Annotated in this window: 19 protein-coding genes and 1 pseudogene; 11 read left to right on the top strand and 9 right to left on the bottom strand. The window is 74.2% G+C overall.

Annotation, left to right across the window (positions count from 1 at the left end; genetic code table 11):
* Window positions 1–146 precede the first annotated feature (146 nt).
* Window positions 147–377, top strand: coding sequence for an FmdB family zinc ribbon protein (locus AB2L27_RS19265; RefSeq protein WP_370443112.1), 231 nt, complete (start codon window positions 147–149; stop codon window positions 375–377).
* Window positions 378–405: 28 nt separating this feature from the next.
* Window positions 406–1,659 carry a formamidase gene (gene fmdA, locus AB2L27_RS19270; RefSeq protein ID WP_370443113.1) on the top strand — a complete coding sequence of 418 codons (1,254 nt, stop codon included), beginning with the start codon at window positions 406–408 and terminating at the stop codon, window positions 1,657–1,659.
* A gap of 28 nt (window positions 1,660–1,687) precedes the next feature.
* On the opposite strand, the gene AB2L27_RS19275 is transcribed toward fmdA, so the two are convergent.
* Window positions 1,688–2,608, bottom strand: coding sequence for a 2-hydroxyacid dehydrogenase (locus AB2L27_RS19275; RefSeq protein ID WP_370443114.1), 921 nt, complete (start codon window positions 2,606–2,608; stop codon window positions 1,688–1,690).
* 37 nt (window positions 2,609–2,645) lie between these two features.
* Here AB2L27_RS19275 and AB2L27_RS19280 point away from each other — a divergent pair, with 37 nt between their 5' ends.
* Window positions 2,646–3,812 (top strand): PQQ-dependent sugar dehydrogenase, encoded by a 1,167-nt coding sequence (locus AB2L27_RS19280; protein WP_370443115.1) that lies wholly within the window; start codon window positions 2,646–2,648, stop codon window positions 3,810–3,812.
* 25 nt (window positions 3,813–3,837) lie between these two features.
* Complete coding sequence (locus AB2L27_RS19285; protein WP_370443116.1) at window positions 3,838–4,638, top strand: sulfite exporter TauE/SafE family protein; 801 nt, start codon at window positions 3,838–3,840, stop codon at window positions 4,636–4,638.
* A gap of 18 nt (window positions 4,639–4,656) precedes the next feature.
* On the opposite strand, the gene pdxY is transcribed toward AB2L27_RS19285, so the two are convergent.
* On the bottom strand, window positions 4,657–5,508 hold the full coding sequence (pdxY, locus tag AB2L27_RS19290) for a pyridoxal kinase PdxY (RefSeq protein ID WP_370443117.1): 852 nt from the start codon (window positions 5,506–5,508) through the stop codon (window positions 4,657–4,659).
* A 91-nt stretch (window positions 5,509–5,599) separates the two neighbouring features.
* Between pdxY and AB2L27_RS19295 the strand changes: the two genes are divergently transcribed.
* Genes AB2L27_RS19295 through bla form a run of 4 tightly spaced genes read left to right on the top strand, consistent with a single transcriptional unit; the run spans window position 5,600 to window position 8,904 of the window.
* Entirely contained in the window at window positions 5,600–6,178 is a 579-nt protein-coding gene (locus tag AB2L27_RS19295; protein ID WP_370443118.1) for an ArsR/SmtB family transcription factor, read from the top strand.
* Complete coding sequence (locus AB2L27_RS19300) at window positions 6,175–7,392, top strand: MFS transporter (protein ID WP_370443119.1); 1,218 nt, start codon at window positions 6,175–6,177, stop codon at window positions 7,390–7,392. The genes AB2L27_RS19295 and AB2L27_RS19300 overlap by 4 nt, the downstream gene beginning before the upstream one ends.
* Window positions 7,393–7,396: 4 nt before the next feature.
* Window positions 7,397–8,002 (top strand): DedA family protein, encoded by a 606-nt coding sequence (locus tag AB2L27_RS19305; protein WP_370443120.1) that lies wholly within the window; start codon window positions 7,397–7,399, stop codon window positions 8,000–8,002.
* Window positions 7,999–8,904, top strand: coding sequence for a class A beta-lactamase (gene bla, locus AB2L27_RS19310; RefSeq protein ID WP_370443121.1), 906 nt, complete (start codon window positions 7,999–8,001; stop codon window positions 8,902–8,904). The genes AB2L27_RS19305 and bla overlap by 4 nt, the downstream gene beginning before the upstream one ends.
* Here bla and gatB read toward each other — a convergent pair.
* The 4 genes from gatB to ligA all read right to left on the bottom strand — a co-directional run bounded on the left by gatB (window position 8,885) and on the right by ligA (window position 14,450).
* Complete coding sequence (gene gatB, locus AB2L27_RS19315) at window positions 8,885–10,411, bottom strand: Asp-tRNA(Asn)/Glu-tRNA(Gln) amidotransferase subunit GatB (RefSeq protein WP_370443122.1); 1,527 nt, start codon at window positions 10,409–10,411, stop codon at window positions 8,885–8,887. The genes bla and gatB overlap by 20 nt on opposite strands.
* On the bottom strand, window positions 10,408–11,946 hold the full coding sequence (gatA, locus tag AB2L27_RS19320) for an Asp-tRNA(Asn)/Glu-tRNA(Gln) amidotransferase subunit GatA (RefSeq protein ID WP_370443123.1): 1,539 nt from the start codon (window positions 11,944–11,946) through the stop codon (window positions 10,408–10,410). The genes gatB and gatA overlap by 4 nt, the downstream gene beginning before the upstream one ends.
* Window positions 11,947–11,948: 2 nt before the next feature.
* The gene (gene gatC / locus AB2L27_RS19325) at window positions 11,949–12,248 is read right to left on the bottom strand and encodes an Asp-tRNA(Asn)/Glu-tRNA(Gln) amidotransferase subunit GatC (protein ID WP_370443124.1); all 300 of its coding nucleotides are present in this window, start codon (window positions 12,246–12,248) and stop codon (window positions 11,949–11,951) included.
* Window positions 12,249–12,338: 90 nt separating this feature from the next.
* A complete protein-coding gene (ligA, locus tag AB2L27_RS19330) occupies window positions 12,339–14,450 on the bottom strand; it encodes an NAD-dependent DNA ligase LigA (RefSeq protein ID WP_370443125.1) in 2,112 nt (703 codons plus the stop codon).
* 93 nt (window positions 14,451–14,543) lie between these two features.
* On the opposite strand from ligA, the gene AB2L27_RS19335 reads away from it, so the two are divergent.
* The gene (locus tag AB2L27_RS19335; RefSeq protein ID WP_370443126.1) at window positions 14,544–15,767 is read left to right on the top strand and encodes an esterase-like activity of phytase family protein; all 1,224 of its coding nucleotides are present in this window, start codon (window positions 14,544–14,546) and stop codon (window positions 15,765–15,767) included.
* Here the strand turns inward: AB2L27_RS19335 and AB2L27_RS19340 are convergent, their stop codons facing one another.
* Together AB2L27_RS19340 and AB2L27_RS19345 are read right to left on the bottom strand one after the other, a co-directional pair.
* On the bottom strand, window positions 15,768–16,331 hold the full coding sequence (locus AB2L27_RS19340) for a GNAT family N-acetyltransferase (protein WP_370443127.1): 564 nt from the start codon (window positions 16,329–16,331) through the stop codon (window positions 15,768–15,770).
* Window positions 16,324–17,334: a uroporphyrinogen decarboxylase/cobalamine-independent methonine synthase family protein gene (locus tag AB2L27_RS19345; RefSeq protein WP_370443128.1), complete on the bottom strand. Its 1,011-nt coding sequence runs from the start codon at window positions 17,332–17,334 to the stop codon at window positions 16,324–16,326. Before AB2L27_RS19345 ends, AB2L27_RS19340 begins: the two co-directional genes overlap by 8 nt.
* A gap of 128 nt (window positions 17,335–17,462) precedes the next feature.
* Between AB2L27_RS19345 and AB2L27_RS19350 the strand changes: the two genes are divergently transcribed.
* A complete protein-coding gene (locus AB2L27_RS19350) occupies window positions 17,463–19,184 on the top strand; it encodes an alpha/beta hydrolase (protein ID WP_370443129.1) in 1,722 nt (573 codons plus the stop codon).
* 43 nt (window positions 19,185–19,227) lie between these two features.
* Complete coding sequence (locus AB2L27_RS19355) at window positions 19,228–20,529, top strand: DUF445 domain-containing protein (RefSeq protein WP_370443130.1); 1,302 nt, start codon at window positions 19,228–19,230, stop codon at window positions 20,527–20,529.
* A 527-nt stretch (window positions 20,530–21,056) separates the two neighbouring features.
* On the opposite strand, the pseudogene AB2L27_RS19360 reads toward AB2L27_RS19355, so the two are convergent.
* A pseudogene (locus tag AB2L27_RS19360) lies at window positions 21,057–22,031 on the bottom strand (integrase core domain-containing protein); the annotation flags it as partial.
* Window positions 22,032–22,149 lie beyond the last annotated feature (118 nt).

The raw sequence follows: 22,149 nt of genomic DNA on the forward strand, positions 1-22,149 counted from the left end.
TCGTGGGGTAGGTGGGCTTGGGCGATGTCCCACTCGGCGTCGGTGAGGTCGGAGGGGTAGGGAGTCCTGGTGGGGACGCTCATGGTCCTACCGTGCACACATCACCCCCTTTGAGGACAACCTCTCACGAGCGAGTGGAGGCACGAGTGACCACGTACGCCTACCGTTGCAGCGACCACGGGCAGTTCGACGTCCACCGCCCCCTCGGGCAGGCGCCGCCCGGCACTCCCTGCCCCACCTGCGCCGCCGACTGCGGCCGGGTCTTCACCGCGCCGCTGCTGTCGTTCGGCGACCCCGCCGCGCGCCGGCTCATCGAGTCCACGCAGCGGTCGGCGCACGAACCGCGGGTCGTCACCTCCCTGCCCCCGCGTCGCTGAACCCCGCCCGTCCACCCGAGGAGACCTGATGCCCGACGTCGTGTTCCCCCTGGACTCCACCAAGCGCTTCACCGAGCAGCAGATCGTCGGCCACAACCGCTGGCACCCCGACATCCCCGCCGCCGTCCACGTCGCGCGCGACTCCAGCGTCCGGGTGCACTGCCGGGAGTGGTTCGACGGGGCCATCCACGACGACGACTCGGCCGACGACATCCGCGACGCGCCGCTCTCGACCGTCCACGTCCTGTCCGGCCCCATCGCGGTCGAGGGCGCGAAACCCGGTGACCTGCTCGTCGTCGACATCCTGGACGTCGGCCCGATCCCGCAGGAGGACTCCGCTCCCCTGGCCGGGCAGGGCTGGGGGTACACCGGCATCTTCGCCACCCGCAACGGCGGGGGTTTCCTCACCGAGCAGTTCCCCGACGCCTACAAGGCGGTCTGGGACTTCCGCGGCCAGACCGCCACCTCCCGGCACGTCCCTGGCGTCTCGTTCACCGGGATCGTCCACCCCGGCCTCATGGGCACCGCCCCCTCCCACGACCTGCTGGGACGCTGGAACAGCCGGGAGGCCGCCCTCATCGCCACCGACCCCGACCGCGTGCCGCCGCTGGCCCTGCCCCCGCTCCCCCAGGACGCGATCCTCGGCGGGCTGACCGGTGAGGCGTTCACCCGGGCCGCGGCCGAGGCCGCCCGCACCGCCCCTCCCCGGGAGAACGGCGGCAACCAGGACATCAAGAACCTCACCAAGGGCAGCCGCGTCTTCTACCCGGTGTACGTGGACGGCGCGAACCTGTCCGTGGGTGACCTGCACTTCTCCCAGGGCGACGGGGAGATCACGTTCTGCGGGGCCATCGAGATGGGCGGGTTCATCGACCTGCACCTCGACGTCATCCCCGGTGGGATGGACCTGTACGGCGTGCACGAGAACGCGGTGTTCATGCCGGGGAACACCGACCCGCAGCACAGCCAGTGGCTCGCGTTCTCCGGCACGTCCGTCACGCTCGACGGCGAGCAGCGCTACCTCGACTCCCACCTGGCCTACCAGCGGGCCTGCCTGCACGCCATCGACTACCTGACGACGTTCGGGTACACCCCCGAACAGGCGTACATGATCCTGGGGGCGGCGCCCATCGAGGGACGCCTGTCCGGTGTCGTGGACATCCCGAACTCCTGCGCCACGGTCTACCTGCCGACCGCGATCTTCGACGTCGACATCCGCCCCAGCGCCGCCGGCCCCACGAGGATCGACCCGGGGCAGGGGGTTCCGCGCTCGGGGTTCTGACCGGCCCGGCGAGCTCGTGGCCGGGGGATCAGGGGGTGTCGCGGACGACGACGTTCCGCAGCCCCTCCCCCGCCACGAGCCGCGCGACCTGATCGAGCAGCAGCGCGACCATCCGCGGCCGGAAGGCCGTGGAGTTCCCGCCGACGTGCGGGGTGACGACGACGCCGGGCAGCGTCCACAGCTCGTGGTCGGCCGGGAGGGGTTCGGGGTCGGTGACGTCGAGCGCGGCGCGGATCCGCCCGCCGCGCAGCGCCTCCACGAGCGCGCCGGTCTCGACGACGGGCCCGCGGGCCACGTTCACGAGCAGCGCCCCGTCGGGCATCGCGGCGAGGAACTCCCGCCCCACGAGCCCGCGGGTGCGGTCGGTGAGCGGGCAGGCCAGGACCACGACGTCGTGCGCGGGCAGCAGGTCGGGCAGTTCCTCCACGGCGTGCACGGCGACCCCGTCCTGGACGCGTGCGCGGGTGCCGACGGCGGTGACCGAGCACTCGAAGGGGGCGAGGCGCTGCGCGACGGCCCGGCCCACCCCGCCCCAGCCGAGGACGAGGACGCGCCGGTCGGCCAGGGAGGTGCGCCGGGAGGGTTTCCACTCCCCCGCGCCCATGGAGCGCACGTCCTCGTCCAGGCCGCGCAGCGACAGGATCGCCAGTCCCACCGCGAGCTCGGCCGTCGACGTCTCGTGGACTCCGGTCGCGTTGCACAGCAGCACGTCGGCGGGCAGCTGCTCGGGCACGCCGTCGTGGCCGATGGTCAGGAGCTGCACGGCGCGCACGCCCGCGGGCAGGGCCGACAGGTCCGGGGTCGCGACGTAGGGCGGCACGACGAGGGCCGGTGCGGGGTCGGGGGCGGGGGCCCTCCCGTCCCACACGACGACCTCGGCGCCCTCGAGGGGGCCGAGGGCCCGGGCCCAGGACTCGGAGGGGACGCTCACCACGACGTGCTCGCTCACGCGGGCACGCTAGCCGCATCCGGGTGAGGATGGACCGGTGACCCGCAGACGCACGGCCCTGGTCCCGGCCGCCCTCGCCGGGACGCTCCTGCTCGGGTGCTCGGACACGGGGCAGGCCCCCGCGACCCCGGCCCCCGTCCCGACCCCGACGGTGGCCACTCCCGCCCCCGGCGCGAGCACCGCGGTGCCACCGGACCCAGTGGCGGCGGCCGTCGGGTTCCCCGGTGACCCCGTGGACGTCGCCACCGGCCTGGACGTGCCGTGGGGCCTGGCGGTCCTGCCCGACGGGACGGCGCTGGTCACGCTGCGCGACGAGGCCCGGGTCGTGCAGGTGGGGCCGGGGGTGTCCACCGTCCTGGGCGCGGACGGGCCCGAGGGCCGGGTGCCCGACGTGGTGCCCGGCGGTGAGGGCGGTCTGCTGGGGATCGCGCTGTCGCCGGAGTTCACCACCGACCAGCACGTGTTCCTCTACCAGACCGCCCGCGACGACAATCGCGTCGTGCGGTACACGCTGGCGCAGAACCGCCTGGGTGAGGCGACGCCGGTGCTGACGGGCATCCCGAAGAACTCCACCCACAACGGCGGCCGGATCGCGTTCGGCCCGGACGGCAAGCTGTACGTGGCCACCGGCGACGCGCAGAACCGTCCCGCCGCCCAGGACCCGGCCTCCCTGGGCGGGAAGATCCTGCGGCTGAACCCCGACGGGTCGGTGCCGCCGGACAACCCCACCGCCGGGTCCCCCCTGTGGTCCCTGGGCCACCGCAACCCGCAGGGGCTGGGCTGGGACTCCACCGGGCGCCTCATCGCCGCGGAGTTCGGCCAGGACGCGTGGGACGAGCTGAACGTCATCCGGCCCGGGGGGAACTACGGCTGGCCCGAGGTCGAGGGTCCCGGCGACGGCGGCGGGAGGTTCATCGCCCCGGTGCAGACGTGGCGCACCGACGAGGCCTCCCCCTCGGGTCTGGTCGTGACCCCCGACGCGGTGTACGTCGCCGCGCTGCGCGGTCAGCGGTTGTGGCGGGTCCCGCTGAACCCCGACGGCCCGACCGGCACCCCCGACGCGTACCTGCAGGAGGGCCTGGGCCGGTTGCGCACCGTGGAGGTCGGGCCGGACGGGTCGCTGTGGGTCCTGACCTCGAACACGTTCCGCGGGGACCCGCGGCCGGGCGACGACCGGCTGGTCTCGGTGCCGTTGTCGTCGTGAGCCCGGGGGGCGGCAGGATGGAGCCGTGTTCCCCCCCGACCTGACGGTCCCGGTCCTCCTGCTGCTCCTGCTCGCGGCGTTCGCGGCCGGGTGGATCGACGCCGTGGTCGGCGGCGGTGGGTTGCTGCAGCTCCCGGCGCTGCTGCTCGTGCCCGGGCTGACCCCGGTGCAGGCCCTGGCCACCAACAAGCTGGGGTCCATCTTCGGGACGAGCACGAGCGCCATGACGTACTACCGCCGGGCCAGACCGGACCTGCGCACGGCGCTGCCGATGGCGGCGGTCGCGCTCGTCGGCAGTTTCGGTGGGGCCTCGATCGCGGCGGCCCTGCCGGTGGCCGTCTTCAAACCCGTCATCGTCGTGGCCCTGATCACCGTCGCAGCCATCACGCTCCTGCGGCCCGCGCTGGGCACCGCGACGGCCCTGCGGTTCTCCGGGCACGCCCACTACCGCGCGGCGATCGCGGTGGGAGCGGCGATCGGCGTCTACGACGGGGTCCTGGGCCCGGGCACGGGGACGTTCCTCGTCATCGCCATGGTGAGCCTGCTGGGGTACGACTTCCTGCAGGCCAGCGCCAAGGCGAAGATCGTCAACTTCTCGACCAACCTCGGGGCGCTGCTGTTCTTCGCCCCGCACGGCGCCGTGGCGTGGGGCCTGGGTGTCCTGCTGGGCGTGGCGAACATGAGCGGCAGCTACCTGGGCTCGCGCATGGCGGTCTCGCGCGGGACGCGGTTCATCCGCACGGTGTTCCTCGTCGTCGTGGCCGCCCTCATCGTCAAGGTCGGCCACGACGTGTGGGTGGAGAACCTGTCCCCGCTGCTGCGGTGAGGCGTGAACCCCGCCCGCTCAGCGCACGCGCTCGGCGGTGAACTGCATCCGCGGGTTCGCGTAGACCTCCTGGGACGGCACGAGCTGCAGCTCCCGCTCCCCGGAGCGGTAGGTCGCCTCGATGAGGTCGAACACGCTGGACACGGTGCGCTCCAGCGCGATCCGCGCGTCGCCGGTGCTGCGGTGGTGGGCCGAGAACAGGGCGGCGGTCACGTCGCCGGACCCGTTCGCCTTGAACGGCAGCATGGGGGTCCGCACGATCCAGGCGCCGGCGTCGTCGGCGACGAGAACCTCGACGGTGCCCTCCTCGCGGTCGGGCCGTTCGACGCTGGTCACCAGGACGGTGGACGGGCCCATCGCCCGCGCGGCGTCGACCGCGGCCAGGGTCGACTCCAGCGTGGTGGGTTCGGTCCCGGTGAGGTACCCGAGCTCGAACTGGTTCGGGGTGATGAGGTCGGCGACGGGGACGACGCGGTCGCGCAGCAGGTCGGGGATCTCGGGGGCCACGAAGCACCCGGACTTCGCGTTGCCCATCACCGGGTCGCAGGCGTACACCGCGGAGGGGTTCGCGGCCTTGACCCGGCGGACGGCGTCGACGATGACGTCCCCGATGCCGACCCCGCCCTGGTACCCGGACAGGACCACGTCGATCTGGGGGAAGACCCCGCGCTCCTCGACCCCGGTCAGGACGTCGGCGACGTCGGCGGGGTCGATGAGCGGGCCGCGCCAGGCGCCGTAGCCGGTGTGGTTGGAGAAGTTCACGGTGTTGACGGGGACGACCTCGACCCCGATGCGCTGCAGCGGGAAGACGGCCGCGGAGTTGCCGACGTGGCCGTGCGCGACGGCGGACTGGATGGAGAGCACCTTCACGCGCCGGACGATACGCGCCTCGACGCGACCGGGCCGTCCCAGTTCCACAAGAGGTCTTGTGGAAGAACTCTTGTGCTTCTACCGTGAGGCTGTGGACCTCCCCGCCGACCTCCCCGCCGTCGAGCTCACCGACCCCGCGACCATGCGCGTGCTGGCCCACCCCACGCGCCTGCGCCTGCTCGGCGAGCTGCGCGTCCACGGGCCGTGCAGCGTGGGGACCCTCAGCCGGGCCGTCGACGAGGCCCCCGGCTCGATCAGCTACCACCTCTCCCGACTGGCCGAGGTGGGGCTGGTGGCCGAGGCGCCCGAGCACGCACCGGACCGCCGGCAGCGGTGGTGGCGCTCGGTCCACGCGTTCACCCGCACCCCCTCCCCGCTGGACACGAGCGACCCCGAGCGCTCGGCGGCTTCGACCGCGCTGCGCAAGAGCTTCGTCCGGGGCCTGGCCGACGCGCACGAGGCGTACCTGGACGCCGAGCACGACCTGCCGCCGGAGTGGGCCGAGGCCGCCTCGTCCGGCGACCTGTCCCTCGACCTCACGGCCGCCGAGCTCGCGGAGATGGCCGCGGAGGTCGGGCAGCTGTGGGAACGCTGGCTGGCGCGGTCCGACCGCGACCGGCCCGGGACGCGCCCCGTCCTGGCCCTCCACGCGCTGTTCCCCCGGCCGTGAGACCCCTGCGCGCGCTGGTCGCCGCGCACACCGCGAGCGCCGCGGGCAACGCGGCGACCCAGGTGGCCGTCCCGCTGCACGTCCTGGCCACCGGCGGCAGCGGCCTGCAGCTCGGGATCGCCTCGGCGACAGCGGTCGTGCCGGTCGTCGTCGGCGGGGTGTTCGGCGGCACCGTCGTCGACCGCGTCGGCTACCGGCGCACGAGCATCGCCGCCGACGTCGTCGGTGCCGTGACGATCGCCGCGGTCCCGCTGCTGGCCGGGACGGTCGGCCTGCCGTTCTGGGGGCTCGTCCTCCTGCTCGTGGCCACGGGTCTGCTCGACGCCCCCGGCCAGGCCGCCCGGCACGCGATGCTGCCGGAGGTCTGCGCGGGCGACGACGTGCCGCTGCTGAAGGCGACGGGAGCCCTCGACGGGGCCGGGCGCGTGGCCCAGCTCCTGGGCGTGGCCGCGACGGCCGCCCTCGTCGGCTGGTTCGGCGCGCTGCCCGTGCTCTGGCTGGACGCGGCGACCTTCGCCGTGAGCGCGACGCTCGTCCTGCTCGCGGTGCCGCACACGTCGACGGCCGCCCGCCCCGCCGGGGCCTACCTGCGCCGGTTGTGGGAGGGGTTCGACGTCGTCCGCCGCGACGGGCTGCTGCGCGCCGTGGTGCTCCTGGTCCTGGCCACCAACGCCTTCGACGCCGGCCTGACGGTCCTGCTGCCGCTGGTGGCCCGCGACACGTGGGGGCAGCCGGCGGCGTTCGGCTGGGTCAGCGCGGTGTTCGGCGTCGGCGCCGCGATCGGGGCGCTGCAGGCGCACCGCCTCACCCGCCGCTGGTCCCGACGCCGCGTGATCGCGTTCTCGTTCCTGGTGGCCGGCTCCCCGCGCTTCCTGCTGCTGGCCACGGGACCCTCCCTGGAACTGACCCTCGTCGTCGTCCTCGCCTGCGGCCTGGCCGCCGGGGCCATCAACCCCGTCCTGGGCGCGGTGCAGCTCGAGCGGGTGGCCCCGCGGATGCGGGCCCGCGTCGCCGGTCTCGTGGCCGCGGGGGCCTGGGCGGGGATGCCCGCGGGCTCGCTGGTCGCCGGGTGGGGCGCGGACCGGGTCGGCGTCGTCCCCGTGCTGTGGGTCGTGGGGGCCCTGTACCTCCTCGTCACGCTCGCGCCCTGCGTGGGCCGGGCGTGGAAGGACGCGGACCGCCCCGCCCGGCAGGAGGCGGACGTGGCAGGGTGAGCAGGTGTTCGACCAGCTCAACGCGCTCGTCACCGAGCACGCGGGGTCCCCGTGGGTGTTGGCCGCGGTGCTCACCCTCGCCGCCCTGGACGCCTTCGTCCCGCCGCTGCCGAGCGAGTCGGTCGTCATCGGCCTGTCGGCCATCGCGGCCGACACGGGGCACCCGAACCGGTGGGCGTTGTTCGCCTGCGCGGTCGTGGGCGCCTTCGTCGGGGACAACCTCACCTACGCGATGGGCCGGCACTCCCCGCTGCGCCGCTGGATCGCCGGCCACCCGCGGCTGGAGAAGGCGTTCGCCCGCGCCGCCGTGGAACTCGGCAAGCGGGGCGCGTTCGCGATCCTCGCCGCCCGGTACGTCCCGGTCGGGCGGATCGCCGTGAACCTCACCGCGGGAGCGGTGCGGTTCCCGCGGGCGCGGTTCGTCGGGCTGAGCGCGCTCGCCGCGCTGACGTGGGCGGCGTACTCCATCGCCATCGGGTCCCTCGCGGGCCACTGGATCGAGTCGACACCGCTGGCCGGGGCCGCGCTGGGCATCGTCATCGCCCTGGTGCTGGGGTTCGCCGTCGACCTCGTGCTCAACCGCGTCGTGCGCCGCCGGGAGGGGCGGTGAGCGGACGAGTCGCGGGGCTGCTGTCCTGCGCCGTGCTCCTGGCCGGGTGCGCCGGCGCTCCCACCGCCGGACCGACCAGCACGCCACCCGCACCCACGGCGACGACCCCCGCTCCGGTCCCCGACCCGGGGTTCGCCGCGCTGGAGGAGGAGTTCGGGGCCCGGCTGGGGGTGTTCGCCGTGGACACCGGGTCCGAGCGCACCGTCGCGCACCGCGCCGACGAGCGCTTCGCTTACGCCTCGACGTACGAGGCGCTGGCCGCGGCCGCCGTCCTCGCCTCCGGCGCCGACCTCGCCACGCGCGTCCCGGTCACCGACCTCGTGCCCCACTCCCCCGTCACCGGGCAGCACGTCGGCGGAACCCTGACCCTGGGCGAGGTCGCCGCGGCGGCGGTGACCGTGAACGACAACACCGCCGGGAACCTCCTGCTGGACCGGCTCGGCGGACCGGCGGGTTTCGAGGAGGACCTGCGCGAGCTCGGGGACACCGTCACCGAGTCCGAGCGGGAGGAACCGGAGCTGAACCGGTGGGTGCCGGGTGAGGTGGCCGACACCAGTTCCCCGCGCGCGTTCGCCGGCAGCCTGCGGGCGTACGCCGTGGGCGATGCCCTGGACGCGGGCGACCGGGACGTCTTCACCGGGTGGCTGCGGGGGAACACCACCGGGGACGAGCAGATCCGGGCCGGGGTCCGGCCGGGGTGGGTCGTGGGTGACAAGACCGGCCGGGCCGGCCGCTACGGCCACCAGGGCGACGTCGGCGTCGTGTGGCCGCCCGGGGGTGGGGCGCCGTGGGTCGTCGCGGTGTTCTCCGACGAGCCTGGCCCCGACGACGAGCCCGACCCCGCGCTCGTGGCGCGGGCGACCGGGCTCGTCGTCGACGCGCTCAGCCGACGCGTTCGGTGATGAGCTCGCGGATGCGCGCGGCGTCCGCCTTGCCCTTCATCTCCTTCATGACCTGACCGATGAGGGCACCGGCCGCCTGCGCCTTGCCGCCGCGGATCTTCTCCACGACGTCGGGGTTGGCGGCGATGACCTTCTCGACCGCGGCGTTCAGCGCGCCGTCGTCCTGCACGACGATGAGGCCGCGGGCCTCGACGACCTGCGCCACCGACCCCTCACCGGCCAGGACGCCCTCCAGGGCCTCCCGCGCCAGGCGGTCGGTGAGCTTGCCGGCCTCGACGAGCTGAGCGAGTTCGGCCACGTCGGCCGGGGTGACGCGCAGGTCGGCGAGTTCGACCCCGTCGGCGTTGGCGCGGCGGGCCAATTCCCCGGACCACCACTTGCGGGCCGCGGCGGGCGAGGCGCCCGCGGCCACGGTCGCCTCCACGACGTCGAGCGCGCCGGCGTTGACGAGGTCGCGGAACTCCAGGTCGGAGAACCCCCACTCGGCGTGCAACCGCTTGCGGCGCTGGGCCGGCGGCTCGGGCAGGGCGGCGCGCAGCTCTTCCACCCACGCCCGGTCCGGGACGATCGGCACGAGGTCGGGTTCGGGGAAGTACCGGTAGTCCTCGGCGTCGGACTTCTCCCGGCCCGACGTCGTCAGGCCGGTGTCCTCGTGCCAGTGGCGCGTCTCCTGCACGACCTTCCGCCCCGCCCGCAGGATCGCCGCGTGCCGGGACACCTCGTAGCGGACGGCCCGTTCGACCGACCGCAGCGAGTTGACGTTCTTCGTCTCCGAGCGGGTCCCGAGCTTCGCCTCCGGCGAGGGCCGCAGCGACAGGTTCACGTCGCAGCGCAGCGACCCCTGCTCCATCTTCACGTCCGACACGTCGAGCGCGCGCAGCAGGTCGCGCAGCGCGGCGACGTAGGCGCGGGCCACGTCGGGAGCCCGGTCACCGGTGCCCTCCAGGGGACGGGTCACGATCTCGATGAGCGGGATGCCCGCGCGGTTGTAGTCCACGAGGGAGAACTCCGCGCCGTGGATGCGGCCCGTGGACCCCCCGACGTGCAGGGACTTCCCGGTGTCCTCCTCCATGTGGGCGCGCTCGATGAGCACCCGGTAGGTGAACGCCGGCTTCGACCCGTCCTCCGAGGCCGGCACGTCGACGTCGAGGTAGCCGTCGAACGCGATCGGCTCGTCGTACTGCGACGTCTGGAAGTTCTTCGGCATGTCCGGGTAGAAGTAGTTCTTCCGGGCGAACCGGCAGGACTGCGCGATCGAGCAGTTCAGCGCCAGCCCGATGCGGACGGCCGACTCCAGCGCCTTGGCGTTCAGCACCGGCATCGCACCGGGCAGACCCAGCGACGTCGGGTCCACCTGGGTGTTCGGCTCGGCGCCGAACTCCGTGGGCGCGCCGGAGAACATCTTCGTCTTCGTGTTCAGCTCGACGTGCACCTCGAGGCCCAGGACGGGGTCGAACTCCGCCACCGCCTCGTCGTAATCCACCAGGTCGACCAGTTCGGCGCTCACGCCGACACCCCCTGCCACGTCGGAACCTGCGCGAGCAACGGCCCGCCCCACTTGTCGTTCAACCGCGTCTCCAGCGCCGCGCCGACCCGGTACAACCGGTCGTCGGCCCGCTGCGGGGCGAGGATCTGCAGCCCCACCGGAAGCCCGTCGGACAGGCCCGCGGGCAGCGACATGCCCGGGATGCCCGCCAGGTTCGCCGGGATCGTCGCGACGTCACCGGCGTACATGGCCAGCGGGTCGTCGAGCTTCTCCCCCAGCCGGTACGCGACCGTCGGCGCGGTCGGGGAGACGAGCACGTCGACGTCCCCGAACGCGGCGTCGAAGTCGCGCTGGACCAGCGTGCGGACCTTCTGCGCGCTGCCGTAGTAGGCGTCGTAGTACCCCGCCGACAGGGCGTAGGTGCCGAGGATGATGCGGCGCTTGGCCTCCTCGCCGAACCCGGCGGCGCGGGTGGCCCGCATGACGGTCTCGGCGGTGACGTTCTCGCCCTCGGGCACGACCCGCAGGCCGTAGCGCATCCCGTCGAACTTGGCGAGGTTGCTGGACGCCTCGCTCGGCAGGATGAGGTAGTACGCGGCGAGCGCGTGGACGATGTTCGGCAGGCTCAGCTCCACGACCTCGGCCCCCGCGGCGCGGAACTCCGCCAGCGCCTCCTCGAAGCGGGCGACGACGCCGGGCTCGTACCCCTCGCCCGAGAGCTCCGTCACCACCCCGATCCGCACCCCGGCGAGGTCACCGGTCGCCCCCTGCCGGGCCGCGCCGACGACGTCCGGCACGGCGTCGGGCAGCGACGTCGAGTCGTACGGGTCGTGCCCGGCGATGACCGCGTGCAGCAGCGCCGTGTCCATGACCGTGCGGGCGCAGGGCCCGGCCTGGTCCAGGGAGCTGGCCAGGGCGATGAGCCCGTAGCGGGAGACCGCGCCGTAGGTGGGCTTGACGCCGACGGTGCCGGTGACGGCCGCGGGCTGGCGGATGGACCCGCCCGTGTCCGAGCCGATCGTCAGCGGCGCCTCGAAGGCCGCCAGCGCCGCCGCGGACCCCCCGCCGGAACCACCGGGGATGCGGGTGGGGTCCCACGGGTTGCGGGTGACGCCGTAGGCGGAGTGCTCGGTGGTCGAGCCCATCGCGAACTCGTCCATGTTCGTCTTGCCGAGGACGACGAGACCGGCGGCGTGCAGCTCGCGCACGACGGTGGCGTCGTACGGCGGGACCCAGCCCTGCAGCATCCGGGACCCGGCCGTCGTCGGCAGGCCCCGGGTGGTCAGGACGTCCTTGACGCCGACGGGCACACCGGCGAGGGGTCCGAGCTCGGCCCCGGCGGCCCGGTCGGCGTCGATCTGCCGGGCGCGAGCCAGGGCGCCCTCGTGGTCGACGTGCAGGAAGGCGTGCACCCCGGACTCGTTCGGCCCCGACGTCGAGCCGTCGACGGCGTCGATGCGGTCCAGGTGGGCGCGGGTGACCTCCTCGGCCGAGACGACCCCGCTGCGCAGGCCCTCGGCGAGCCGGGTGGCGTCCCACTGGACGAGCTCGTTCACGCTCACGCCTCCTCCCCCAGGATCATCGGGACGCGGAACCGGCCGTCCTCGGCCGCCGGGGCGCCCGCGAGCGCCTCCTGCGCGCTCAGGCCCGGGCGGACGACGTCCGGCCGGGTCACGTTGGTCAGGGGCACGGGGTGCGAGGTGGCGGGCACGTCGTCGGTGGCGACCTTCGCGACGGCCGCGACGGCATCGAGGACCGCGTCGAGCTGACCCGCCGTGCGGTCCAGCTCCTCGTCGGACATGTCGATGCGCGCCAGGCGCGCGAGGTGCTCGACCTCGGTTCGGGAGATGGCGGACACGATCGGTGAGTCTATTGCGCCGGGCCGGGGTCCCGCGGTGACCCACCCGCGCGGACGGAGCGGCGCGGGATCGCCATCCCGGCCCCGCCGTCACGCGTCCGCGTCGTCCTCCGGCACGGCGACCGCGTCCGGCCCACCCGCCAGCAGCGCCGTGAACCCCGCCTCGTCGAGGATCCGCAGCCCCAGCTGCTCGGCCTTGTCGGCCTTGGACCCGGCGGCCTCCCCCACGACGACGAAGTCGGTCTTCTTCGAGACCGAACCGGACGCCTTCCCGCCGCGGGCCAGGATCGCCTCCTTCGCCTCGTCGCGGGAGTAGCCGGTCAGCGACCCTGTGACGACGACGGTCAGGCCCTCCAGGGTGCGGGGGGTCGACTCGTCGCGCTCGTCGGCCATCCGCACCCCGGCCTCGCGCCACTTGCGGACGACGTCGCGGTGCCAGTCGACGGCCAGCCACTCCACGACGGCCTCGGCGATGGTGGGGCCGACGCCCTCGCAGGAGGCGATCTCCTCGGCGCTCGCCGCCTCGATCGCCTCCATCGAGGCGAACCGGTCGGCCAGGGCCCGGGCCGCGGTGGGGCCGACGTGCCGGATGGACAGCCCGACGAGGACGCGCCACAGCGGCTGGGACTTCCGGTCGTCCAGGTGCTGCAGCAACCGGCGCCCGTTGGCCGAGACCGTCCCGGCCTTGGTGGTGAACAGCGGGACCCGGGCCAGGTCCTCCTCCGTCAGCGTGAACAGGTCGCCCTCGTCCTGGATGACCCCGGCCTGCAGCAGCGCGGTCGCGGCCTCGTAGCCGAGGGCCTCGATGTCGAAGGCCCCGCGGCCGGCGACGTGGAACACGCGCTCGCGCAGCTGGGCCGGGCAGGAGCGGGAGTTGGGGCAACGGATGTCGACGTCGTCGGCGCGCTGGTGCGCCAGGGGCATCCCGCACTCGGGGCACACGGTGGGCATGACGAACTCGCGCTCGTCGCCGGTGCGGGAGTCCACGACCGGTCCGAGCACCTCGGGGATGACGTCGCCGGCCTTGCGCACGACGACGGTGTCACCGATGAGGACGCCCTTGCGCCTGACCTCGTCGGCGTTGTGCAGGGTCGCCATCCGGACCGTCGAGCCGGCCACCTTCACCGCCTCGAGGACGGCGAACGGGGTGACCCGGCCGGTGCGGCCGACGTTCACCTGCACGTCCAGCAGGGTCGTGGTGACCTCCTCCGGCGGGTACTTGAACGCGATGGCCCAGCGCGGCGCGCGCGAGGTCGACCCCAGCCGGCGCTGCAGCGGGACCTGGTCGACCTTGACCACGACCCCGTCGATCTCGTGCTCGACGTCGTGCCGGTGCTCGCCGTAGTACCGGACGTACTCGGCCACCTCGGGCAGCGTGTCGACCACCTTCACCCGCGGGGACGTCGGCAGGCCCCACGCGGCGAGCTTCTCGTAGGCCTGGGACTGCGAGGCGTTCTCCATGCCCCGGCGGGCCCCGACACCGTGCACGAGCATGCGCAGCGGGCGGGAGGCCGTGACCCGGGGGTCCTTCTGCCGCAACGACCCCGCCGCGGCGTTGCGGGGGTTGGCGAACGGCGGCTTGCCGGCCTCCACCAGCGCGGCGTTGATCCCGGCGAACCCCTCCAGGAGGAAGAACACCTCGCCCCGGACCTCCAGGAACTCCGGCACGTCCTCGCCCGTGAGGCGCTGCGGGACGTCGGCGAGGGTGCGGACGTTGAACGTCACGTCCTCACCGGTGCGCCCGTCGCCGCGGGTCACCCCGCGCACGAGGCGGCCCTGCTCGTAGACCAGGTCGAGGGCCAGGCCGTCGATCTTCGGTTCGCACAGGTACCGGGCCCCCTCGCCCACCTCCTTCTCCACGCGGGCCGCCCACGCCGACAACTCGTCGAGCGTGAACGCGTTGTCGAGGCTGAGCATCCGCTCGGGGTGGTCGACGGCGGCGAACTCCGTCGAGAACGTGCCCCCCACCGTCTGCGTCGGGGAGTCCGGCGTCCGCAGCTGCGGGTGCTGCTCCTCTAGCGCGCGCAGTTCCCGCTCCAGCTCGTCGTACTGCCCGTCGCTGAGCGGGGAGGAGTTGCGCACGTAGTACGCGAAGCGGGCGGCCTCGATCTCGGCCACGAGCTCCTGCCAGCGGTGCCGGGCCGCGGAGGGCGCGGGAGAGCCGGGCGTGGCACCGGGAGGGGGCGTGCTCTGTTCGCTCACGGTCCTCATCCTGCCGCGAGGGTCCGACACGTGCCCACGAGCGTTCACCCCGTCGTCGCTCAGCGGACGCTCAGGGTCCCTACGGTCACGGCCATGATCCCCCGCCACCCCCGCCGGGCCCTCGCGGCCCCGGTCGTCCTCGCCGCCGCCACCGCCCTGGCCCTGACCTCCTCCGGCGCCGCGGCCGACGACCACGCCCCCGCCACGGACTTCCCCGCCCAGAGCGCCCGGCTGCTCGACCGCCAGCTCCTGCCCGCCGCGACCTTCGGCGAACCGGTGCCCAGCGGCGCCGGGATCGAGACCGCGAACGGCGTCCCCGTGCCGTTCCCGGCCCAGCCCGTCCAGGGCTTCTCCGGCAACCTCGTCCAGCCCGACGGGTCCTACCTCGTGCTCTCGGACAACGGGTACGGGACCAAGGCCAACAGCGCCGACTTCCTCCTGGCCGTCCACCGGCTCGTGGACACCGGCGACGGCACGGGGACCCTGCAGGTCGCCCCCGGCGGGTTCACCCTGTCCGACCCCTTCGGCAAGGTCTCCTGGCCGCTGACCCGCCCCGACCGTCGGCTCACCGGCGCCGACTTCGACCCCGAGAGCTTCCGGCAGGCCCCGGACGGGACGTTCTGGTTCGGCGAGGAGTTCGGCCCCTACCTGCTGCACACCGACGCGGCCGGGCGGTTGATCCAGGCTCCCGTCCCGCTGCCCGGGGTGCAGTCCCCGGACAACCCCGAACTGGGCACCGCCACGCCGAACCTGGCCTCCAGCAAGGGGTTCGAGGGCATGGCGCAGTCGGCCGACGGCCGCTACCTGTTCCCGCTGCTCGAGGGGCCCGTCGCCGGGGACGACCGCCAGGACCTGCGCGCGTACCGGTACGACACCCGCCAGGGCCGCTACCGCGGCGAGGCGTTCACCTACCGCCTGGAATCCCCCGGCAACGCGATCGGGGACATGACCCAGGTCGACGACCACCGGTTCCTCGTCCTCGAGCGCGACGGCGGGCAGGGCCCCACCGCGGTGTTCAAGGCCGTGTTCCTCATCGACACCAGCGTCACCGACGCGACCGGTCACCCGCGCAAGACCCAGCTCGTGAACCTCATGGCCGTCCCGGACCCCGACGGGGTCGCGGGGGAACTGTCGCAGGACTCGGGGTTCGTGACGTTCCCGTTCACCACGATCGAGAGCATCGACGTCGTCGGCGACCACCGCATCGTCGTCGGCAACGACAACAACTACCCGTTCTCGACCGGCCGCACCCCCGGTGTCCCGGAGGACGACGAGTTCCTCACGATCGAGGTGCAGGCCGACCTCTCCGCGCGCTGATCAGCGCGGGGTGCCCGCGGTGGGGCGGCGCAGGACGACGAACTCCAGGTCGTCCCGCTGCGGGATCCCGAACCGCTCGTCCCCGTAGGGGAACGGGCGGCGCTCACCGGTGCCGCGGAACCCGAGCCGTTCGTACCAGGCGATGAGGTCGGTGCGCTGGGCGATGACCGTCATCTCCAGCGCGCCCGACCCCCAGCGGGTGACGGCTTCGGCGTCGGCGCGGGCCAGCAGCGCCCGCCCGATCCCGCCGCCCTGGGCGGCCGGGCTCACCGCGAAGGTCCCGAAGTAGGCCACGGGACCGGGCTCGTCCGCCGTCCGGCGCAGCTCGCAGCAGCCGACGAGCACGTCCTCGCGGTGGGCCAGCAACAGGAACGAGGCCGGCGAGGCGACGACGGCGGCGATGCCCGCGGTGTCGGTCCGCCGGCCCCGCAGCAGGTCCGCCTCGGTGGTCCAGCCGGCGCGGCTGCTCTCCCCGCGGTAGGCCGACTCGACGAGGTCGACGACGGCGCTCACGTCGTCGGCGGTCGCGTCGCGGAACGTCAGGTCGCTCACCGGGTCAGTCACCGGAGGCCTCCTGCAGGGCGGTGGCCGCCGCGCGCAGCCGGGTCAGCAGGTCCCGCAGCACCGCCGGCGGCGCGTCGGCCAGCCCCGTGGCGGGCATGAGGACGACGTCGGCCAGGGCGGTGGCGGGCAACCCGATGCGCCGCCAGGGCTGACGGACCGCGTCGACGACCGCCGCGTCGGAGGGGGCGGGCAGCCCTGTCCGCGTCGGCACCGGCAGGGCCCCGGCCCACAACCGGAGCCCGTCCTCCACGCACGCGGCGACGGACTCCCACCCGGCCGGGCCGAGGTCGCGCACGTCGAGGGCCACCCCGGTGGCCCCCACCTCCCGCACGAGCGACCAGGGCGCCTGCGCCGGGTCCACCCGGACCACGGGGTCGGCCCCGGCCGCCCGCACCGCGGCCAGGACGGCGCGCAACCCGTCGCGGACCTCGGCGCGGTCGACGGCCCGCAGCGTCCCGTACCCGGACTGGGTGGGCAGCCGCCCGGCCAGGACGGCGGCCAGCGAGGGCTCCTCGACGTGCGCGACGACCTGCGCCCCCGGCACGAGCCGGCGCACGTCCGCGACGTGCCGGGACAGCCCCTCGGCCAGGGAGGCGACGACGTCGCGGCGGGCCCCGGGGTCGGAGACGCTGCGCTCGCCGCGGTTCAGCTCCACGGCGGCCAGCAGCGACCACGGCCCGACGACCGCGAGCGCCAGCGGACCCGTCCACCCGTCCGCGGCCTCGGCCAGCTCGTCGAGGTCGGCGCGCAGGAAGGCGTCGGCGCGGGCGGCGTCGCGGCCGGGGGCGTCGACGAAGCGCCAGCCCGCGGGCTGGCGGTCCACGGGCAGGTCCACGAGCAGGGACGCGGTGCGTCCCAGCGGGTCCGCCCCCGGACCCCGGGCCGGGAGCAGGGGCAGGTGGGGGACGTGCGGCGGGTCGCCGAGCTCCCCGAAGACGGTGCGGGCGGCGGTGCGGGGGTCCTCCCCCGGCAGCGCGCCGACGGCGGCGGCAGATCCAGGCACGCCGGAACGCTACCGGCGCCATCGTCCGAAGGTCGGACCCGCACCCCGACCCTCGTCCCTTGGCGGGGGTGTCCCCCGTGCGCGTGGATGGTCTCCTCACAGCAGACTCCTGGGAAGGGCCCACCCTCATGCACCACCGCTCCCGCTCCGTCCGCCGCGCCGGGACCGCCGCCGCGGGGGTCCTGGCCCTGGCCGGGCCGCTGCTGGCCGCGGGCCCGGCGGGGGCCGCGACCGCGCCGGAACCGTCCCCGCTGGGGACCGCGCGCCCCGCCACCGTCGCCGCGGCCGAGGCGGACTTCCTCGCCCGCACCCCCGAGCGCTACCGCGACCAGCAGCTCACCTGGGCCCCGTGCTCGGGTGAGCAGGTCGGCCTGCTGGCCAGCCTGACCAGCGGCCTGGAGTGCGCGCAGGTGACCGTCCCCCGCGACTGGAACGACCCCGGGGCCGGGGAGCCGTTGCAGGTCACCATCAGCCGGGAACCGCGCCAGGGTCCGCGCCCGGAGCGGACCGTCATCACCAACCCGGGCGGGCCGGGCGGTGCCGGGCTGTCCCTGGCCTCCCTCGGATCGGTCGTCCCGGGCCTGGGCGGCACCGAGGTCATCGGGCTCGACGTCCGCGGCACCGGGGCCAGCTCGGCGCTGACCTGCGGGTCGGCCTTCACGGGCCAGACGCCGCCGGACACCCGCGACCGCTCCCCCGAGGCGCTCGCGCTGGCCGCGAAGATCGTCCAGGACGCCGCGCAGGCGTGCGCGGACGACCCGCTCGCCCCCGTCGTCGACACCCAGCAGACCGTCTTCGACATCGACCTCGTCCGCGACGCCCTGGACCGCGAGACGATCGACTGGGTCGGCTACTCCGGCGGCACCTGGCTCGGCGCGCAGTTCGCCACCCACCTGCCCGGGCGGGTGGGGCGCTTCGTGCTCGACTCCAGCGTCGACGCCACCGCCGGCTACCAGGAGGTCTTCTCCTACCAGCCGATGGCCTTCCAGCGCCGCTTCGACGTCGACTTCGCGCCCTGGGCGGCGGCGGGGAACGCGACGTTCGGCCTGGGCGCCACGGGGGCCGAGGTCGGCGCCACGTACGAGCGCCTCCGCGCCGGGCTGGCGGCCCGGCCGCTGCACCTGCTGCCGGGCCTGGTCGTGGACGGCAACCTCCTGGACGCCCTGGCGACGCAGTCGATGTACGGCAAGGCGTCCTTCCCGCAGCTGGCGTGGATCCTCAGCGGCCTGCAGGTGGTCGAGGCGTTCCGCGGCCCCGGCGTCTCGGCCGCCGCGGTGCCGGCCGCCCTGTCCGGTCGGCTCACCGACCTCGTCCGGCAGCTGGCCCCCGCCGCCGACCGGCCCCCGGCCGCGGAGTCGATGGCCGCGACGTTCGCCGCGACCACGTGCAACGACAGCCCGTGGACGACCGACCAGGACTTCTGGAACGCCTACGGGAACGAGCAGGGCGAGCGGTACCCGCTCGTCGGGTACACGAAGTCCTCGCAGGTGTGCGCCTACTGGCAGCGCGACGGTCTCGTGCTGCCCACCGTGGACGGGGCCGACCTGCCGCCGCTGCTCATCGTCCAGTCCCGCCGCGACCCGGCCACCGCCTACGAGGGCGCCGTGAAGACGCACGAGGCGATGGGGTCCTCGGTGCTCGTGACGGTCGAGGACGAGGGCGACCACGGCCTGTACGGCATGGGCAACCCGTGCGTGGACGAGGTGGTGGACCGGTTCCTCACCGAGGGCACCGCCCCCGGAGCGGACGTCACCTGCGAGGGCGTGGGCCTGCCGCCGGTGGCCGGGTCCGCGGGCGAGAGCGTCGTCGCGAAGGTGCTGCGGGCGGCGCGCTCGGGAGCCGCGTCGTGAGCGGGTGACCCGTGGGTGAGGATGACCCGGTGAGGTCGATCCCGTGAGCACCACCCGCCCGTCCGCCCCGGCCGTCGGCCCAGGCGTCGGCACAGGCGTCGGCGTCACCGACGAGGTCACCGACGAGGAGCGCCGGTCCGCGCTGCGCCGCATGCGGCTGCTGGCCACCGGGCTGCGCGCCCTGGCCGCGGTCGGCTACGCGCTGACGGTGGGGCGGGCGGGCGGGTGGGGGTTCGTCAACGCCGCCGCCGAGGCCGCGATGGTCGGGGCCGTCGCGGACTGGTTCGCCGTCACGGCGATCTTCCGCCACCCGCTGCGGCTGCCGATCCCGCACACCGCGCTCATCCCGCGCCGCAAGGAGGCGCTCGGCAAGAGCCTGGAGCACTTCGTCGCCGAGAACTTCCTCGCCGAGGACGTCGTGCGCGACAAGGTGCAGCGGGCCGGGATCCCGCGGCGGGTGGGGTCGTGGCTGTGCGAGCGCGGGGGTTCGCGCCGCGTGGTGGAGGAGGCCTCCACCATCCTCACCGGCGCGCTCGGCATCCTGCGCGACGAGGAGGTCACCGCGGTCATCGACCAGGTGCTCGTCCGGCGCCTGGCCGCCCAGCCGTGGAGCCCGACCCTGGGCAGGCTCCTGGAGGAGGTCGTGCGCGACGGGACCCACCACCCCGTCGTCGACCTCACCCTTGTGGAGGTGCAGACGTGGTTGCGCCGCAACGAGTCCCTGGTCCGGCGCCTGGTCACCGACCGGGCCCCGCTGTGGGTGCCGGACTGGCTCAACGACCGGCTCGGCAAACGCGTCCACACCGAGGCGCAGTCCTGGATCGACGAGATGGTCGAGGACCGCGGGCACTCCGGCCGCAAGGCCATCGACGACCTGCTGGCCCGGTACGCCGACGCCCTGCAGCACGACCCGGACACCCGGGCCAAGGCCGACGAGTTCCAGCAGCGCCTGCTCACCTCCCCCGGCCTCGCGGACACGGTGGCCGGTCTGTGGTCCAGCGTGCGGGGTTTCCTGGCCGACGCCCTGGCCGACCCGGGCAGTTCGCTGCGCACCCGCAGCGAGGAGGCCCTGGTCGACGTGGGGCACCGGCTCGTGGACGACGTCGCGTTCGCGGCCCGCGTCGAGCGGCACCTCACCGACGCCGCCGGGCACGTCGTGCGCCGGTTCGCCCCGGAACTGGCGACCGTCATCTCCGACACCGTCGCGCGCTGGGACGGCGACGACGCCGCGAGGCGCATCGAACTGCACGTCGGCCGGGACCTGCAGTTCATCCGCATCAACGGGACCGTCGTCGGCGGGCTCGTGGGGTTGTTCATCCACACCGTCACCGTCCTGGTGAGCTGAGGACCCCGGGCGGTGGGAGGCGGGGTCCCGCCGCTGCGGGCGCGGATGAGCGGGTGGCCGGCAGGTGGACCCGAGCCGCGCGAGCAGCGTCACCGGGGCGGTCGGCGGTTCAGCCGCACCGCCCCGCCGTCACGGTCGTGTCGACGGCCGCGGTCGGGCGGTGTGTGACGTTCTGACACCTGCTGGGACGTGATGGGTGGTGGAACGCGACGCAACAGCGCGTGCGGTTCGTTCTCAGCCCCACCCGCGGAGAACACGCGCTCGTCCCGCCCTCCGGGTGCAACCAGGACAGACCACGCGGGTGCTGTCGATGGCCGTCACCTGCCCGGGACGGCGACCGCCGCCGATCTCCTGGGACAGGGAACCTGTTCCTCGCGGCTCGGCGCACACGACTGGAACCAGCCCGCCGCCCACGACGTCCATCCACAGTCGACAACGCGTAAAACGTTGCCGTACATGAAGTTACGGCATCACCGCCCTCGCCGAACGGGTGTGTGATGTATCAGGACAACGGTGACAGTTCTGCATCAGGACATTGGTGACACTCGATGTGTCAGGACATCGGTGACAGTCGCCGGGTTGAGTCGCCGCCGCCCCGCGGGTCGGCCGTTGCCGACGTACTTCACTCCCGGGGCGGGGCGGGTGTGCTCGATGAGGACCTCGCCCTCGAGGTCGGTGACGATGATCTTGTCGCCGTCGGTGGTGATGAGGACCTGCTTGAAGCCGTACTGCCCATCGACTCTGTACTGCACCGAGTTCAGCATGAAGGTGCCGGCGCTGGTCAGCGTCCTGAGACGGGTACCGACGTGCAGGTCCAGCGGCACAGCGATCGGCGGGTTCACAGGTGTGTCCGTAGGCGAGCCCACCACGCTCGGGCGGGACTGAGCGCGAGCGTGACGACGCTGGGAGTCGTGCAGCGGCGCCAACGTCTCGATGAACGGCACGGCGGGCTGGGGCCGCTCGAAGTGCGGGCGCGGCGCCGCCGCCTTGGCGGTGGCCTGCCACGCCGTCAGGGGTGTGACCCGACCTGGTAGCCCTTGGTGGGGCCGCTGGGTGTTGTAGACGTGGTCGAAGGCGTCGACCTGCGCTTGCAGCTCGACGAAGCTGTCGGCCAGGGGCTGCTGGTCCAGGTAGCGGAACAGGGTCTGGTGGAAGCGCTCGTTCTTGCCTTGCGTGGTGGGCTTGTACGGCTTGCCGGTGATCGTCTCTACCCCCAGGCGGGAGACGTGCTCGACGAGCCGGCCCACCCGCCCGCGCCGGGATGGGTTCAGCGCGGTGCCGTTGTCGGTCAGCAGCCGCTGCGGGACACCGTGCGCGGCGACGGCCTTGTCGAAGGTGGCGATGGCTGCCGCGGCGGTCTCGCCGGCAGCGACGAGGGAGGCAAGGGCGTAGCGGGAGTGATCGTCCAGGAGCTGGAAGATCACGCACTTGCGGCCGCCGGTGAGGACGTACTCGGTGGCGTCCATCTGCCAGCAGGCGTTCGGGGCGGGGTATGTCTCGCGTCAAGTAGTTGGCAGGTTCTGGGGTTCGGGAAAGTTGGGCACCATCGGGTCGGCGATGCCGGTGTGGACCTCCATAGGGCGGTTCCAAGCGATCGCCTCGTGCGGGCGCACGTTGTTG

The sequence above is a fragment of the Kineococcus halophytocola genome, from assembly GCF_041276425.1.
GTDB lineage: Bacteria > Actinomycetota > Actinomycetes > Actinomycetales > Kineococcaceae > Kineococcus > Kineococcus halophytocola.

Bases quoted from the DNA above. Each gene is read 5' to 3' on its own strand.
- fmdA (WP_370443113.1), top strand. From the start codon at position 406: ATGCCCGACGTCGTGTTCCCCCTGGACTCCACCAAGCGCTTCACCGAG.
- AB2L27_RS19335 (WP_370443126.1), top strand. From the start codon at position 14,544: ATGATCCCCCGCCACCCCCGCCGGGCCCTCGCGGCCCCGGTCGTCCTC.
- AB2L27_RS19350 (WP_370443129.1), top strand. From the start codon at position 17,463: ATGCACCACCGCTCCCGCTCCGTCCGCCGCGCCGGGACCGCCGCCGCG.